The sequence below is a fragment of the Cryobacterium flavum genome, from assembly GCF_900103805.1.
Taxonomy (GTDB): Bacteria; Actinomycetota; Actinomycetes; order Actinomycetales; family Microbacteriaceae; genus Cryobacterium; species Cryobacterium flavum.
The window spans coordinates 1-13,728 of record NZ_FNIB01000014.1 but is presented as its reverse complement, the minus strand read 5'-3'; the positions used below and the strand labels follow the sequence as shown (position 1 = coordinate 13,728).

The 13,728-nt window shown below is 64.0% G+C and carries 12 protein-coding genes and 1 pseudogene; 5 read left to right on the top strand and 8 right to left on the bottom strand.

The annotated features are described in order from the left end of the window. Positions 1-34 precede the first annotated feature (34 nt). Positions 35-1,639, bottom strand: a complete 1,605-nt coding sequence (locus BLS91_RS16305) for an amidohydrolase (protein WP_092341816.1) — start codon at positions 1,637-1,639, stop codon at positions 35-37. Positions 1,640-1,956: 317 nt separating this feature from the next. Here BLS91_RS16305 and BLS91_RS16300 point away from each other — a divergent pair, with 317 nt between their 5' ends. Beyond that, positions 1,957-2,271 carry a hypothetical protein gene (locus tag BLS91_RS16300; protein WP_092341815.1) on the top strand — a complete coding sequence of 105 codons (315 nt, stop codon included), beginning with the start codon at positions 1,957-1,959 and terminating at the stop codon, positions 2,269-2,271. Positions 2,272-2,328: 57 nt separating this feature from the next. Here the strand turns inward: BLS91_RS16300 and BLS91_RS16295 are convergent, their stop codons facing one another. Continuing rightward, positions 2,329-2,709, bottom strand: coding sequence for a hypothetical protein (locus BLS91_RS16295; RefSeq protein ID WP_134505258.1), 381 nt, complete (start codon positions 2,707-2,709; stop codon positions 2,329-2,331). 133 nt (positions 2,710-2,842) lie between these two features. Between BLS91_RS16295 and BLS91_RS16290 the strand changes: the two genes are divergently transcribed. Next, positions 2,843-4,312: a sugar transferase gene (locus BLS91_RS16290; protein WP_092341813.1), complete on the top strand. Its 1,470-nt coding sequence runs from the start codon at positions 2,843-2,845 to the stop codon at positions 4,310-4,312. A 494-nt stretch (positions 4,313-4,806) separates the two neighbouring features. Here the strand turns inward: BLS91_RS16290 and BLS91_RS19735 are convergent, their stop codons facing one another. The 4 genes from BLS91_RS19735 to gmd form a co-directional block, all read right to left on the bottom strand. Beyond that, complete coding sequence (locus tag BLS91_RS19735) at positions 4,807-5,688, bottom strand: J domain-containing protein (protein ID WP_134505259.1); 882 nt, start codon at positions 5,686-5,688, stop codon at positions 4,807-4,809. Further along, positions 5,685-6,182: a hypothetical protein gene (locus BLS91_RS16280; protein WP_134505260.1), complete on the bottom strand. Its 498-nt coding sequence runs from the start codon at positions 6,180-6,182 to the stop codon at positions 5,685-5,687. The genes BLS91_RS19735 and BLS91_RS16280 overlap by 4 nt, the downstream gene beginning before the upstream one ends. A 108-nt stretch (positions 6,183-6,290) precedes the next feature. Continuing rightward, positions 6,291-7,286, bottom strand: a complete 996-nt coding sequence (locus BLS91_RS16275) for a GDP-L-fucose synthase family protein (RefSeq protein WP_092341810.1) — start codon at positions 7,284-7,286, stop codon at positions 6,291-6,293. Continuing rightward, positions 7,283-8,335, bottom strand: a complete 1,053-nt coding sequence (gene gmd / locus BLS91_RS16270) for a GDP-mannose 4,6-dehydratase (protein ID WP_092341809.1) — start codon at positions 8,333-8,335, stop codon at positions 7,283-7,285. The genes BLS91_RS16275 and gmd overlap by 4 nt, the downstream gene beginning before the upstream one ends. 246 nt (positions 8,336-8,581) lie before the next feature. Here gmd and BLS91_RS16265 point away from each other — a divergent pair, with 246 nt between their 5' ends. After that, the gene (locus BLS91_RS16265) at positions 8,582-10,384 is read left to right on the top strand and encodes a DUF4012 domain-containing protein (RefSeq protein ID WP_159433881.1); all 1,803 of its coding nucleotides are present in this window, start codon (positions 8,582-8,584) and stop codon (positions 10,382-10,384) included. 81 nt (positions 10,385-10,465) lie between these two features. Here the strand turns inward: BLS91_RS16265 and BLS91_RS16260 are convergent, their stop codons facing one another. Then, a complete protein-coding gene (locus BLS91_RS16260; RefSeq protein WP_241983107.1) occupies positions 10,466-11,698 on the bottom strand; it encodes a glycosyltransferase family 4 protein in 1,233 nt (410 codons plus the stop codon). A 255-nt stretch (positions 11,699-11,953) separates the two neighbouring features. Here BLS91_RS16260 and BLS91_RS16255 point away from each other — a divergent pair, with 255 nt between their 5' ends. Together BLS91_RS16255 and BLS91_RS20795 are read left to right on the top strand one after the other, a co-directional pair. Next, entirely contained in the window at positions 11,954-12,505 is a 552-nt protein-coding gene (locus BLS91_RS16255) for a Mu transposase domain-containing protein (RefSeq protein ID WP_092341806.1), read from the top strand. Positions 12,506-12,657: 152 nt separating this feature from the next. After that, positions 12,658-13,475 (top strand): annotated as a pseudogene (locus BLS91_RS20795) (integrase core domain-containing protein); the annotation flags it as partial. Positions 13,476-13,506: 31 nt separating this feature from the next. On the opposite strand, the gene BLS91_RS20370 reads toward BLS91_RS20795, so the two are convergent. Further along, on the bottom strand, positions 13,507-13,728 hold a 222-nt coding region (locus BLS91_RS20370; RefSeq protein WP_208859939.1), incomplete at its 5' end, for a hypothetical protein.

Here is a 13,728-nt window from a genome sequence, read left to right as displayed (position 1 = left end):
CCAAAGTTGTCCACTGAGCCCCGTCCATAGATAGCTACGGGGCCAGGAGGGCGGCGCCGTGGGTGGCGCGACCGGCCAGCAGCGTGGCGGCCACGGGCATCCGTTCGAAGGTGGCGTCGGAGACGGTGAGCGGGTCGCCGTCGAGTATGGCAATGTCGGCAACGTCGCCGACGTGCAGGCGGGTGCGTCCGCGGGCGGATGCCGCGAGGGCCTCGGCGCGGGAGATCACCTGGTCGGGGCGCCAGGGTTCGCGGCCGTCGCTGCGGGCCCGCGATGTGGCAGCGCTCATGGCAGTGAACGGGTCGAGCGGCGCGACAGGGGCGTCGGATCCGAACGCGAGAGTGGCTCCGGCATTGAGCAGGGAGCGCAGAGCGAAGACGCGATCGGCGCCGGCGGACCAGTTGAGTTCGACCGCGTCACGGTCGTCGAGCGCGTGCTCCGGCTGCACGCTCGCGATGACGCCAAGGCTGGCGAAACGGGCGAAGTCCGCGGGCTGCAGGAACTGGGCGTGCTCGATGCGACCGCGAACGGATGCCTGACGCTCACGGCCACGCCGGTCCGCCCGGGCTGCAGCTTGGGAGGCTGGGACCTCGTGGGAGGCCTGGCCGGCGGCTCGACCGGACATGGCGGCAGCGGCAACAGCACCTAAGGCTTGCTCCTCGTGGGCGGCCCGGCCACGCAAGGCAGCGCGCTCGAAGGCGTTCAGGGCAACGGTGTTTGCCGCGTCTCCGATGGCGTGTACCGCGGGCAGCAGCCCGGCGCCCCGCGCGGCCACGAGAATCTCGGTGAGCTCGTCTTCGCTCACGGCGAGCATGCCGTGCCCGCCGACCGGGTATTCGTCGACGCAGAAGGCCGTGCGGGTGTTCAGGGATCCGTCGATGAGCAGCTTCAGTGGCCCCACGCTGAGCAGGCCGCGGGAGTCTGCGATGCGGTCGTCGGTGTGCATCCGCTCGGCGACGGCACGGTCGAAGTCGGCGAGATAGATGCCGGCCTCGACTCTTAACGCATCGAAACCGTTCAAGAAGCGGCGCTGCCAGACGGAACGGTTCCAGGTCATCTCGAAGTCCACGATGCCGACGACTCCGCGGGCGGCGGCCCGGGATCCGGCCTGGGCGGCGAGCGCGTCGACCTCGGCGTCGGGCAGCTGGCCGAGCGCGATGGTGAGGTCGAACGCGGCCTGTTCGCGCAGCAGCCCGGACTCGTCGACGTGCACACCGAATTGCTCGGCGGCAGCACTGTTAATCCAGACACAGTGCAGGTCGTGGCTGATCAAAGCGGTCGGATGCCCCTGCGTCACGTCATCGAGACCGCGCAGGGTTGGCAGGTCGGCCCAGACCGCATCGCGGAACCGCACTCCGATGAGTGGAGTATTCGGGGCGGCGACCTGCGCCCGCACGAGCTCGAGGGCCTCGCGCGCCGAGACCGCGGTGGAGAGGTCGAACCGGGCTCCGGCGAGCGCCCACTGGGTCAGGTGTACGTGTTCGTCCCAGAGACCGGGGATGACGGTGCGGCCGTCGAGGGTTGGGGCATGCGTTGTGGTGGTGGGCGTGATTTGCGTGATGACGCCGTCGGTGATGTGCACGTCGGAGAGCGTGGTGTCGCCGGGCTGCCGGACGGAGCGCAGAACGAGGTCGGGCATGGCGCGGCTTTCGGTCGAGGGGGTCTTGCCACCCTACAGGCGGGTGCGGGGCAGATCTGTCAGCCAGTTTCGGATGCCGCGAGCGGCACCTTCACCACCCATCAACTCGTGCGCAGTTCGATGGAGCGGCACCTTCACCACCCATCAACTCGTGCGCAGTTCGATGGAGCGGCCCGAAATGGTACAGCAGAAAACCTTCAGTGAGAAATTGTCATGAACCCGTAGATATCTACGGTGCAGACCACTACGGTTTGAGTCATTCGAGGCATACCCCGCTTCGATTCGTGCCGACCCGATCGTTCTGACAGGAAATTCCCATGCTCAAGAAACTCTTTGCAATCACAGCCCTGGCCACGCTGGCCGTCTTCGCGGTGCCGGCCGCGGCATCCGCTGTCACGTATGTTCCCAGTGACGGTCCGAGCCCCAAGGTGACCCGTGTCGTCGTGCCCCCGGATGAGGGGTATGTCGGCTCCAAACCAGCCTACGTGGGCTACGTCGGGCTCGCCTCCACGGGCTATGACGCCTCCGTGCTGGCGATTTCGGGCGGAAGCGCCGCGCTCCTGCTCGGGCTGACCCTCGTCACCACGTCGGCAGTGCGACGCAAGCGTGCAGAAGGCTCTGTGCGCCCGTAAAGCGGATGCGGGATGGCTGGGACTCAACGGATGCCCACCGATGGGCGGCGCACCCAGCTACAGCGAGGCGTAGCCCAGGTTCTTCGTGGCCTGGGCCACGATCTCGTCGGCCGTGGCATCACTGAGCCGTGCGCTGAAACGAACGCGCGCGGGGAAGGCGGAGACCCTCTCTGTGCGGCTAAATAGGGTAACGAGGGGCTCGTTATTGATCGTGGACTGGTGATAGAGGCCATCCAGCACGTCACCGTGTCGCTCACAAATCGCCCGAGCCCACGCTTGCGTAGACGCCTTGTCGTTCATCATCATCGCCGCCGCCGCCGCACCGTTGACCACCGGCCAGTTCGAGGTGAGATCGAGCAGAACGGATGCGGGATGGTCAGCCCGACTGGCGCCGCACGATCGCGGCGGTCCCTCCGCCGCTGATGTGAACTCCCACACCGACGCCATCTCTTCAGAGGTGTGTCCCGAAGCCTCGAAACTTCTGTCGTAGAAATACCCCCTCAATGGGGAAAACCCATTTATGTAAACTATTAGAGCGGCAAATCTCCGCACACTCGGGGGAGGTGGCCATATGTCGAACACGACACGCACGCGCACCTACACCAAATCATCCCGCGACTGGCACGCCGTTTACTCGGCCCGCCTCACCCTCAGCGACTTTCTCGTGCTTCTCTGGGTGGTCTTCGGCGTTCAGATCGCCTGGTTCGGCTTCGATAGCGCCAACCTCAAAGTGCGCTCGAGCGGCCTCGCCGTCTCCTACACCTCGGTGTCGGTCATTCTCATCGCCGCCTGGATGTCCGCGCTCAGCATCTACGGCACCCGCAACGACCGCGTGCTCGGCACCGGCTTCGACGAGTACAAACTTATCGCCGGAGCGTCAATCCGCCTGTTCGGCTTGCTCGCCATCGTCGCGTACCTCTTCAAGATCGACGTGGCCCGCGGCTACATTCTTCTGGCTTTCCCGCTCGGTATCGTTGTGCTCATTTTTTCGCGCTGGATGTGGCGCCAGTGGCTCGTCGCGCAGCGCTCCCGCGGGCAATTCACCTCCCGCGTCATTCTGATCGGCACCCAGGAATCGTCCGCCCGCATCGCCGCTGAGCTGAGAACCCGCCTCGGCGCCGGCTACCTCGTCGTGGGCGCTTGCGTCACCTCCGGCCCTAGCGCCACCTACCTGCCCGGCGGCACCGTTCCTATCGTCGGCGACATCGACGACGTGCACACCGCCCTCGACTCCTTCGACGCCGACACGGTCATCATCACCAGCAGTGACGACATTTCCCCCACCCGCACGCGTGAACTCAGCTGGAGCCTTGAGCCCGGCCGCCACCACCTCATCATGGTGCCGCGCCTCATTGACGTGGGCGGCCCCCGCATTCACACGCGGCCCGTCGCCGGCCTGCCGCTCATTCACGTGGAAACCCCCCGGTACGAAGGCCACACCCTCTACACCAAGCGCGCCTTCGACATCGTCACGTCCGCCCTGCTCATCGTCGCCCTTTCCCCCGCCCTCGCGGCCATCGCCTTGGCCGTGCGGTTCAGCGGCCCCGGCCCAGTGCTGTTCAGCCAGCAACGCGTCGGTCACAACGGTCACCTCTTCAAGATGCTCAAGTTTCGGTCGATGGTAGCGGATGCCGAAGCTCGCCTGGCCGCATTGCAAGACTCTCCACGCGTGGTTGGTAATTCGGTCATGTTCAAGATGCAGAACGACCCCCGCGTCACGCGCGTCGGCCGGTTTCTGCGCCGCTACAGCCTCGACGAGCTACCACAGCTGTTCAACGTAATGCGTGGATCAATGTCACTGGTCGGCCCCCGCCCGCCCCTCGAGACCGAGGTCAGCGAATACGAGCTGCACGTGCACCGCCGCTTTCTCGTCAAGCCCGGCATCACCGGCCTCTGGCAGGTGAGCGGCCGCTCCAACCTCACCTGGGACGAAACCGTGCGCCTCGACCTCTACTACGTCGAGAACTGGTCCCTCACCGGCGACCTCGTCATTCTCTGGCGCACCGCCCGCGCCGTACTAGGCCGCGACGGCGCCTTCTAACCACCCCACGCAAGCGGATGCCGCAGCCGCGTCTCAGGCCGGCCGCACCCCGCCGCTGATCGAGCTTGTCGAGATCCCCATACGACCAGGCGGCGCGGCCTCGAAAAATCCACCCCGTCACGTCCACGCCCGTGACACGGCGGAGAATTACTGACTAATCCTCGCTAATCGCCGCCGGGCAGGCTACCTTCGCACTACGGAGACGCGCTTACCTCGCGAATCTGTCGTGTTCTGCCACCCGGTCGGTGCACGTACCCGATGCAGTTTCGGCTTTGAAGGTGCACCCGCATGCGCTTCCCCCTCACCTCGTTTCACCGGTGGCTCGCCCGGCACCTCAGCACCCCGCTCGATGCCATGTACGAACGCATCGACTCCCACCTGCTCGACGACCGCCGCCGCTAACGCGGTCGTTCCCGATGCAGTCCGCACGAGCGGATGCCGCCACCGCGGTCCACCGGCAGCCCGCGCCCCTGCGGGTTCGACAAACCATCCTGCTACCCGGTCGAACACCGCATCTGCTGAATGCTGGCATAAATTTCACCGTCAGCCTCAGCCGGCACGGCCACGATAATACTCTCTCCCGCCGTGAACTGCATGAAAATCGTCACCGATCGCAACTCATCCTTGCTCTCCGAAAAAAGACTGATGCCCAGCGTCGCTTGAGCACAGTCATCTTGTGGAGTCAGCTCCCACACCCAGCACCGTGAGCCCTCCGTGCATTCCGAAGCCGTCGTCACCTCGGCCGCAACCTGTTTTTGAACAACGCGGCTGTAGATATCCGAACCGGAATGTGATTCGCTGCCGACCCCGTCGACGTACGCGAGCACGAGCATTACCGCCACAAGAATCACCGCTCCGGTTCCGAGGGTGGCGCCGAAAGCCAGCCAGAGCCGGAATCGCCGAATCGGCGCCGGCTCCCGCGCTCCCGGTTCCGCTCCCGGCCGAGACGAAGTCGCTGTCGCCGTCGCCGAATCGGGGTTCTGGTTCCACGCCATAAACTCCCGAGCTGCCAAGTATTCGTCAAAACTCAGAGGCCGCTCCGACGGCCCAGCACCAGCAGATGGCTCCGCTGACGACCACCCCGGCGTCGACGGCGCTGACGCCTGCCCGGTCGACCACCCCGACGGTTGCGACGCCGCGGCCTGCGACGCTGCCGCGGCGCGCGCCGCGCGCTCCGCTATCCAATCCAATAGAACCGCTTTGGCCTCAGCGATGCGAATAAATTCCACGCTTGCGGCTTTGAGTTGATCGGGAGATCCACCGGCGAATCGATCGGGGTGCGAGAGCCGAGCTCCACGCTTGAATGCCTTCTCTACCTCAGCTTTCGAGGCGAAGACGTCAACGTTTAGTATGGCCGCAGCCGCCTCGGGGGTCATTGGTTACCCCGAAATCGCTGCAGATAGGCCTGATAGTCGTCTCGCTCGGTGGACTGCTGCACCTCCCAGGCACTTTCCCGCAGCAGGTCAATCATCCCCGCTCGAATTTTGCGCAAATCAATTGCAGCGCCGCCCATCCCGACCACGCCCGTGCCGATCACGCCGATGCCGATTGCCACCCAGACCACCGCGTATTGGCCGATTCCTGAGGTTGCACCCCAGTCAGTGAGAATCACCCCACTGACGAATATTGCACACCACAACCAGAATGACCGCTTGGTTGCGAAGAACAGCCGGTGGGCAAACCTAGGCCAGCCCACCTCGCTCTCGCTCCAGAACACCCAGCCGGCCGGCGCCGGCACCGCTCCCAGCACGGGAGGAACCCAGCCGGGCGGGGGCTGCCAGGCTTGGTGGCCGCCGATCCACTCCACCGTAGGCATCGGCCACGTCGGGGGCGCATGAAACAGAAGCGGAAGATCCGAGGGATCAGACATACCGAGACAATAGGCGCACATCCCTCGCTTGGGAATGCATCGTTCCTCGACCCGGGCTACGAATCCCGTCGTTGACGGTTACTCGTCAGGGACTATCGAATGCTCCGGTTACTCCCGCAGCGCCCCAGCGTTCGCGTGATACCACTCCACCGTCGACCGCAGCCCGTCCTCGAGCTCAATCCGGGCCGTCCACCCCGCACCAGCCAGCTTCGACACGTCCAGCAGCTTCTGCGGTGTGCCGTCGGGCTTCGACGAGTCCCACAGCGTCTCTCCCGTGAACCCGACGACTCGCGCCACCGACTCCGCAATCTCGGCGATCGTCACGTCGCGCCCGGTACCCACATTCACTTGCTGCGGACCGTCGTAGTGCTCCATGAGGTGCAGGCAGGCCTCGGCCATGTCGTCCACGTGCAGGAACTCCCGCCGTGGCGTTCCTGTGCCCCAGTTCGTCACCGAAGCTGAACCGGCAGACACCGCATCGTCATACCGACGAATCAACGCCGGCAACACGTGCGACCCCGTCACAGAGAAGTTGTCCCCCGGCCCATACAGGTTCGTCGGCATCGCCGAGATCCAGGCCAGCCCATGCTGGCGCCGAACCGCCTGAATCTGCAGAATGCCCGCAATCTTCGCGATTGCATAGGCATCGTTCGTCGGCTCCAGGTAGCCGGTTAGCAGGGCGTCCTCGGTGATCGGCTGCTTCGCCAGCTTCGGATAAATGCACGACGAGCCGAGGAACAGCAGGCGCTCCACCCCGTGTTCGAGGGCGGCGTCGAGCACGTTCACCTGAATGCGCAGGTTGTCGCTGAGAAACTCCACCGGATACGTGCTGTTGGCCAGAATGCCGCCCACCTTCGCCGCCGCCAGCACTACGTACCGCGGCTTGGTCGCAGCGAAAAAAGCGAACACCGCCGCGCGATCCTTCAGATCCAGCTCAGCGGATGTTTGCCCCACCAGATCAGTAAATTCCTCGCCTTGCAGGCACCGCCAAATAGCCGACCCCACGAGCCCGCGGTGCCCGGCCACATAGAACCGCGCGTTGCGATCCAGCGGCCCCGGCGTGAACTCAACCTGGTCGCGGTCGTCACCGACAGAAGCGGTCACGCGCCCACTCCCACGGGCTCGAGCGTGCCCCAGCTGGCGAGCTTCACCTGATCGATCCACTTGCCGCCGGCATACTCCAGCGCGGCAATGTCGGCGTCGACCATGATGCGGGCCAGCTCGGCGGTATCGACGGTGGCCTTCCACCCCAACTTGTCCTCAGCGTGGGAGGCGTCACCGACGAGGGCATCCACTTCGGTGGGACGCAGGTAACGTTCGTCGAAGCGAACGTGCTTTTCCCAATCGAGGCCAACGTGCTCAAATGCGGTGGCCACGAAGTCGCGCACCGAGAAGTTGCCGCCGGTGGCCAGCACGAAGTCGTCGGGTTCATCGACCTGCAGCATGCGCCACATGCCCTCCACGTACTCGGCGGCGTAGCCCCAGTCGCGAATGCTGTCGAGGTTGCCCAGGTACACGTGATCCTGCGTGCCGGCCTTGATCGCAGCGACGGCGCGGGTGATCTTGCGCGTAACGAAGGTCTCCCCGCGCCGCGGCGATTCGTGGTTGAACAGAATGCCGTTGACAGCGAACATGCCGTAGGCCTCGCGATAATTCTTGGTGATCCAGTAGCTATACACCTTCGCGGCACCGTAGGGCGAACGCGGGTAGAACGGCGTGAGCTCGTTCTGCGGCGGCGGGGTGGCGCCGAACATCTCCGACGACGACGCCTGGTAGAACCTGCATTGAATGCCGGCCATGCGCACCGCTTCGAGCAGCCGGATGGTACCCATACCGGTGGTATCGGCGGTGTGCTCCGGCTCGTCGAACGACACCCGCACGTGCGACTGCGCGGCCAGGTTGTACACCTCGTCGGGCTGAATCTCGGCGAGCAGAGTCACCAGGCGCGACCCGTCACTCAAATCGCCGTAGTGCAGAAACAGCTTCGCGCCCTCGTCGTGCGGATCCACATAGAGGTGGTCGATGCGCGACGTATTAAAAGTGGATGCCCGCCGAATCAGCCCGTGCACCTCGTACCCCTTGGCGAGCAACAGCTCAGCCAGGTACGAGCCGTCCTGGCCCGTGATTCCGGTAATAAAAGCGCGTTTCGCCATGAAGTCCCCCTAGATTTTGGCTGCATCGTTTCAGGCAGCCAATTTCGACAGTTCCAGCCTACCGACCGAATTTTCTCACGGATGCACACCCTTCCCGTTACCGAAACGCGCACGCCCCAGTTCGGGGCACACGACGGCGTCGATTCACGTAGTGAGATGACGTCATTCTCGCGCGCCGAACCGCCCCGCACCGACGGCACTCGCGTGCAGCCCTAACCGATGCGCGCGCTCTGGTTGAATAGGGCAATGTCTTCTTCGCACGCGGCGCACGCCGCACCCCCGAAGCGCACCCGTAGTCGCACCCGCACCCGCACCCGCACGGTCGTCGGGCTCGCCGTGCTCGGCCTGCTCATGGTCGTCGTCGCGGCCACCGCCTGGGTAGGCATTCGCGTTCTGCAGGCAAAGGACGCCCTCGAAGCCGCCGTGCCGCTAGCGTCGACGATCAAAGACCAGGTCATCGCCGGCGACTCCGACGCTGCGGGCCGCACGGCCGCCGAGCTGGCCGATTATGCCCAGACCGCCAGTTCGCGCACGAGTGACCCGGTCTGGCGCACCTTCGAGCTGCTGCCGTTTCTCGGCCCGAACCTGCAGGTCGTGCGCGAACTCGCCGCCGTCGTAGACGACGTCGCCCAGAACGCCGTGACCCCGCTCGCCGAGCTCGCTGGCAGTTTCGACCTCACCGACTTGAAGCCCGTCGACGGCTCAATCGCTCTACAGCCCCTGCTCGACGCCCAGGCTCCGGTTGCCAAAGCACACGACGCGCTCGCCCGGGCAACGACCAACGTCGACGCCATCGAGACCGGCCAGGTACTTGAGGTCGTGCGCAGCGCGGTCACCCGGCTGCAGACCGTCACCGTCGAGACGGCTGGAACTCTCGACGGACTAAACCGCGCCGTCACGCTGCTGCCGGCCATGCTCGGCGCGAACGCACCGCGCGACTACATTCTGCTGTTTCAGAACCCGGCCGAGCTGCGCTCGTCCGGCGGCATCCCCGGCGCGCTGGCCCTGTTGCACACCGATCAGGGCGCAATCGAACTCACGCAGCAGGCGACGTCAACCTCGTTTAAGCAATACCAGGCTCCTGTGCTGCCGCTCAGCGACGAGATCCGATCCATCTTCGGTGACGTTACCGGGGAGTTCATGCATGACGTCACGATGACCCCCGACTTCGCTCAGACTGGCGCCCTCGCCCGCGAAATGTGGCGGCTCGAATTCGGTGTCGAGGCCAATGGGGTGCTTTCAGTCGACCCGGTCGCGCTCAGCTACCTGCTCGACGCTACCGGCCCGATCACTCTCGCCACCGGGGACGAGCTCAACGCCGGTAATGCCGTGCAGCTACTGCTGAGGGATGTCTACGCGCGCTATGAGGAGCCGGCCCAGCAGGACGCCTTCTTCGCTGCCGCGGCTGGTGCCGTCTTTGACGCTGTCAAGAGCGGGCGCGCCGACCCGACCAAGCTCATCACCGCCCTCGCTAGGGCCGGTGCTGAAAACCGCGTGCTCGTCTGGAATGCCGACGAGGCCGAACAGGCCGTGCTCGCCGGCATTACCCTATCCGACGGGCGCCCGCTCAGCGACGACCAGACGAACCGATTCGGGCTTTATCTCAACGACGGTACCGGCGTAAAAATGGACCTCTACCTCTACCTCAACATGACAACGGCCATCGGCCAGCAGACCTGTCGCGAAGACCGGCGCCCGCAATACGCGCTCGAGGTGACCCTCACCAAGACCGCACCCAGCGATGCCACCACGGCCCTTCCTGGGTATGTCACGGGTGGGGGGTCCTTCGGAGTACCGCTCGGCAGCATCAAGACCGTTGTCTCGGCCTACGGCACCCCTGAGCTGCAGAACCTCGGACTCACGCGAGACAGCGTCGAGGTTCCATACCATCCGGCCACCGACGCAACCTACCCGGTGAGCACCATTGCCATCGAGCTCGCGCCCGGAGAAAGCACCGTGCTGCGCTTTGCCTGGCTCGGCCCCGAGCCGTTTGCCGGCGACCTCGAGCTGCGCAGCACACCGCTGATAGCACTGCACGAGACGACATAACTAGATTGCTTGCTAAGGCACGCCATATAGGAGAAGGAGCACCCTCACAAAGCCTCGGTAGTCTAAGAGCTTTAGGCCACGTTACCGCACCACGGTCGCATACTTTTTCTCTGCGGCAAGCTGTCGCAACCAACTCGCATAGCGATCGATCGCTGCGTCTTCGCCGAGCACCTCGTTGCGGTATTGCAGCCCATTGGCGCCCAGTCTCGCCGCGGCCGTGGGATCACCGGCCAAGCTCATGGCCGCGTCGACCATCGCCTGCGCATCCCCCGCCTGAACGATGAGTCCCGCGTTCGCCGCCGCAATTTCATCGGCAGTAATGCCGGTCAGGTCAGTAGCCGCAATCACCGGCCGCCCCGCGTTGAAGTACGACGTGAGCTTGCTGGGCACAGCCATCTCGGCCACTCCCGGCTTCTCGTTCACCAGCAAGATGTCCGCTGCGCTTAGTGCACCTTGAAACTCCGCGTCTTCGAGCGAGTCGATGAAATCGAGGCGTTCAATTCCCTCGGCCAGCGTGCGCAGCTCGTCACGCTGACTACCGTTGCCCAGCAGCACAAACCGAAGCGGCAAGTGGTGCTCGTCGGCGAGCCGAGCCGCGTTGACGACGTTTTCAAGCCCCTGCTTCACGCCCATGTTGCCGGCGTGCAACACCACGGACTCGTCAGCACCCCAGCCATGCGCGCTGCGGATGGTGCGCACGTTCGCTACCGGTGCCGAGTCAAAGTGGGTCCAGTTGCGCACAACCTCAACACGATTCGCGTCGACCCCGAGCTTGTCGCTCACGTAGTCAGCGAAACGCGTGTGAATGACAACGACCCCCGCCGCCGCCTTCAGCGTCTTTGTCTCGACCCACGTCACAATGCGGGCAACCAGCCCACCACCCATGCCGGTCTCAGTCATGCCCAGGCTGTAGATATCTTGCAACCACACGTTGATGACCGGCTTGTGCCACCCCAAACGGATCCGCAGTGTCGCGATGGCACTCGCAAAGAGCGCTGGTGAAACCATCACGACAACGTCAGGCTTGTCCCACCGCGAAAAAACCAGTCGTAGTCCGAAGGAAATCTCCGAGAGGAGGCGCTTCACGCCGCTCGGACGCGCCGGAACATAATGCCGAAGCCGCCGAACCGGAACGCCGCCGACGGTGTCGTGCGTGGTCCAAGAGCCAAACCCCGGGTGAATGCGCCACTCCGGATAGTGCGGGTGCGCCGAGAAAACATCGACCTTCATACCACGGGCTTGCAACCCGCCCGCCAGTGCGCTTGTGTAGGGAGCGATGCCCGTGCGTTCAGGCAGGTAATTGAGGCCGATCACAAGTACGCGCAACTCCTGCTGGTCAGTCGATCCAGACAGAGGTTTAGAGAGATGAATAACGGTCATTTGTGCCGACCGGCCAACCCACGAAGGCTGTCAGAAGTTTGACCGCTGAAATGTATGCACATATCCGCTCTTAGCCGCACGGATACCCCCCAAATGTATGTCCCTACGATTAAACGAAAATGCGACGAACTGCGTGCAGTTTCATGAGCCTCAATGCGTAGTCCACATTACAGCTTACCGCACAAGGGCATGGGCAGCGACTCTGCCAGCGACCTCATCGCGATCCGGGAGCACCGCCTTCCCCCAGCGATCGCCTCGCAGAACGGGTGGATCATGGGGCGCCGGGTTCAAAAGAACGGGCATGTGGTTTGGGAGAAGAATTTCTACTCCGCCCCCTACGCGCAGATCGGGCAGGGCGTGGATCTGCGCATCACCAGCCAGGTGCTGGAGGTTTATCGCAATCATGAGCGGCTCACCAGCCACCTCTTGTTTGGTGAGCATGTTGTGAACGAATACCGCACGAACGATGCCGACCAGCCTCAGGGTAAGAAGTATCGGGAGTGGGACAGCGTCAGGATCCGGGCGTGGGCGACGCGTGTCGGCCCGCACATGGTGACTATCGTGAACAGGATCTTCGAGGCGGTGCCCGTGGAGGAGCAAGGCTTCGATGCCGCTCTCGCAGCGCTGCGACTGAGCCGCCGCCACTCCAGTGAGAGAGTGGAAAAAGCGTGCCAGATTGCGCTGTGGCGAGTAGCCCTTGATGGTACGCCTAGTCCAGCGATGTGGTGTGTAATCGCGTGACATCGTGGACAGTGGATCTCAGCACTTCGTGGACGCCGGCTCTCATGGCTTCGTGTGTCCTGTCTCAGCGCATCGTGGACACACGATCTCATGACATCGTGGACACGATGTCTCACAGCATCGGAGACACTTGCGCCGGGGATAGTTAGGGAATGTCGAATTCTCTTTCACCCCAGACTCGTGCCGCGATCATGAATTACGATCCGACCCAGCCTCACGCGCTGTCGATTATCGGGTTCTGTCGCTCTCTGAAGATCTCTCGGAGCATGTTCTACAAGATCCGCGGGCGAGCTGTCCACGAGGCTGCTGCTGCGCTGCACCCACGCTCCCGCGCCCCGAAGGTCCCGGCCCGGCGTTATGGGCAGGTCGTGGTGAATGAGGTGGTGAAGATCCGCAAACAGCTCAAGACTGATGGCTGGGATTATGGTCCCCGCTCGATCTACTACGAAGCGGCCATGGACAGCGGGTTCCCCGGAGGGAAGGTCCCGTCGGTGGCGACGACGCAAGCCGATACGACGTGGGCTCCGACGCGTATTCGCGTCATGAGAACAGTGCTGATGCCAAGGACGTCCTCGAACGGGCAATCGCCGCATGCGGGGCACCCCAGGAAGTGTTATCGGATAACTCGCTGGCGTTCAACCAGCTGCGCGCAGGCACGATCGGCTCTGTGGAGATCTTTCTGGCATCGAAAGGCACCATGCCGATCAGCGGACTGCCGGGCAAGCCCACCACACAGGGCAAGAATGAGCGCTCCCACCAGACGTTGATCCGTTTCCTCGACGCCGACCGGCCGGCCACTCTCGAGCATCTCCGTGTCCGGATCCAGCGTTTCCGGGAGCACTACAACAACCGGCGACCGCATCAAGCCCTCGAACAAGCTACGCCGCGGGCGGCGTGGGACTTGCTCGAGCACACGCCAGCGACCGAGCCGATCCCGCTGTCGGTATTGGAAGCAAAAGCCTCAGAGTACCGGCGGGCGGAATTTGATGCTCCTATTGTTGTCAAGCACTGACTTTCGGTTGTTCACCGAGCCATGCGCGGTAGCGCTCAGAAAGGACTCGATCTTGGGTGGCGCCGCGTTCAATCCGCGAGATGGCTTTGGGCCAGGCGGGACTGCCCTCGGTTTGTTTGACTCCTGACCTGTGGAGCTTCGTCTTCACTGGAAAGATGTCATCATGCCCAAGCCCTACCCACCCGAGTTTCGCCGTGATGTTGTCGCGGTC

Excerpts from the sequence above, each read along its gene's own strand:
- BLS91_RS16300 (WP_092341815.1), top strand. The coding sequence starts at position 1,957 with ATGCTCAAGAAACTCTTTGCAATCACAGCCCTGGCCACGCTGGCCGTC.
- gmd (WP_092341809.1), bottom strand. The coding sequence starts at position 8,335 with ATGGCGAAACGCGCTTTTATTACCGGAATCACGGGCCAGGACGGCTCG.
- BLS91_RS16280 (WP_134505260.1), bottom strand. The coding sequence starts at position 6,182 with ATGTCTGATCCCTCGGATCTTCCGCTTCTGTTTCATGCGCCCCCGACG.
- BLS91_RS16305 (WP_092341816.1), bottom strand. The coding sequence starts at position 1,639 with ATGCCCGACCTCGTTCTGCGCTCCGTCCGGCAGCCCGGCGACACCACG.
- BLS91_RS19735 (WP_134505259.1), bottom strand. The coding sequence starts at position 5,688 with ATGACCCCCGAGGCGGCTGCGGCCATACTAAACGTTGACGTCTTCGCC.
- BLS91_RS16255 (WP_092341806.1), top strand. The coding sequence starts at position 11,954 with ATGGGCAGCGACTCTGCCAGCGACCTCATCGCGATCCGGGAGCACCGC.
- BLS91_RS16290 (WP_092341813.1), top strand. The coding sequence starts at position 2,843 with ATGTCGAACACGACACGCACGCGCACCTACACCAAATCATCCCGCGAC.
- BLS91_RS16265 (WP_159433881.1), top strand. The coding sequence starts at position 8,582 with ATGTCTTCTTCGCACGCGGCGCACGCCGCACCCCCGAAGCGCACCCGT.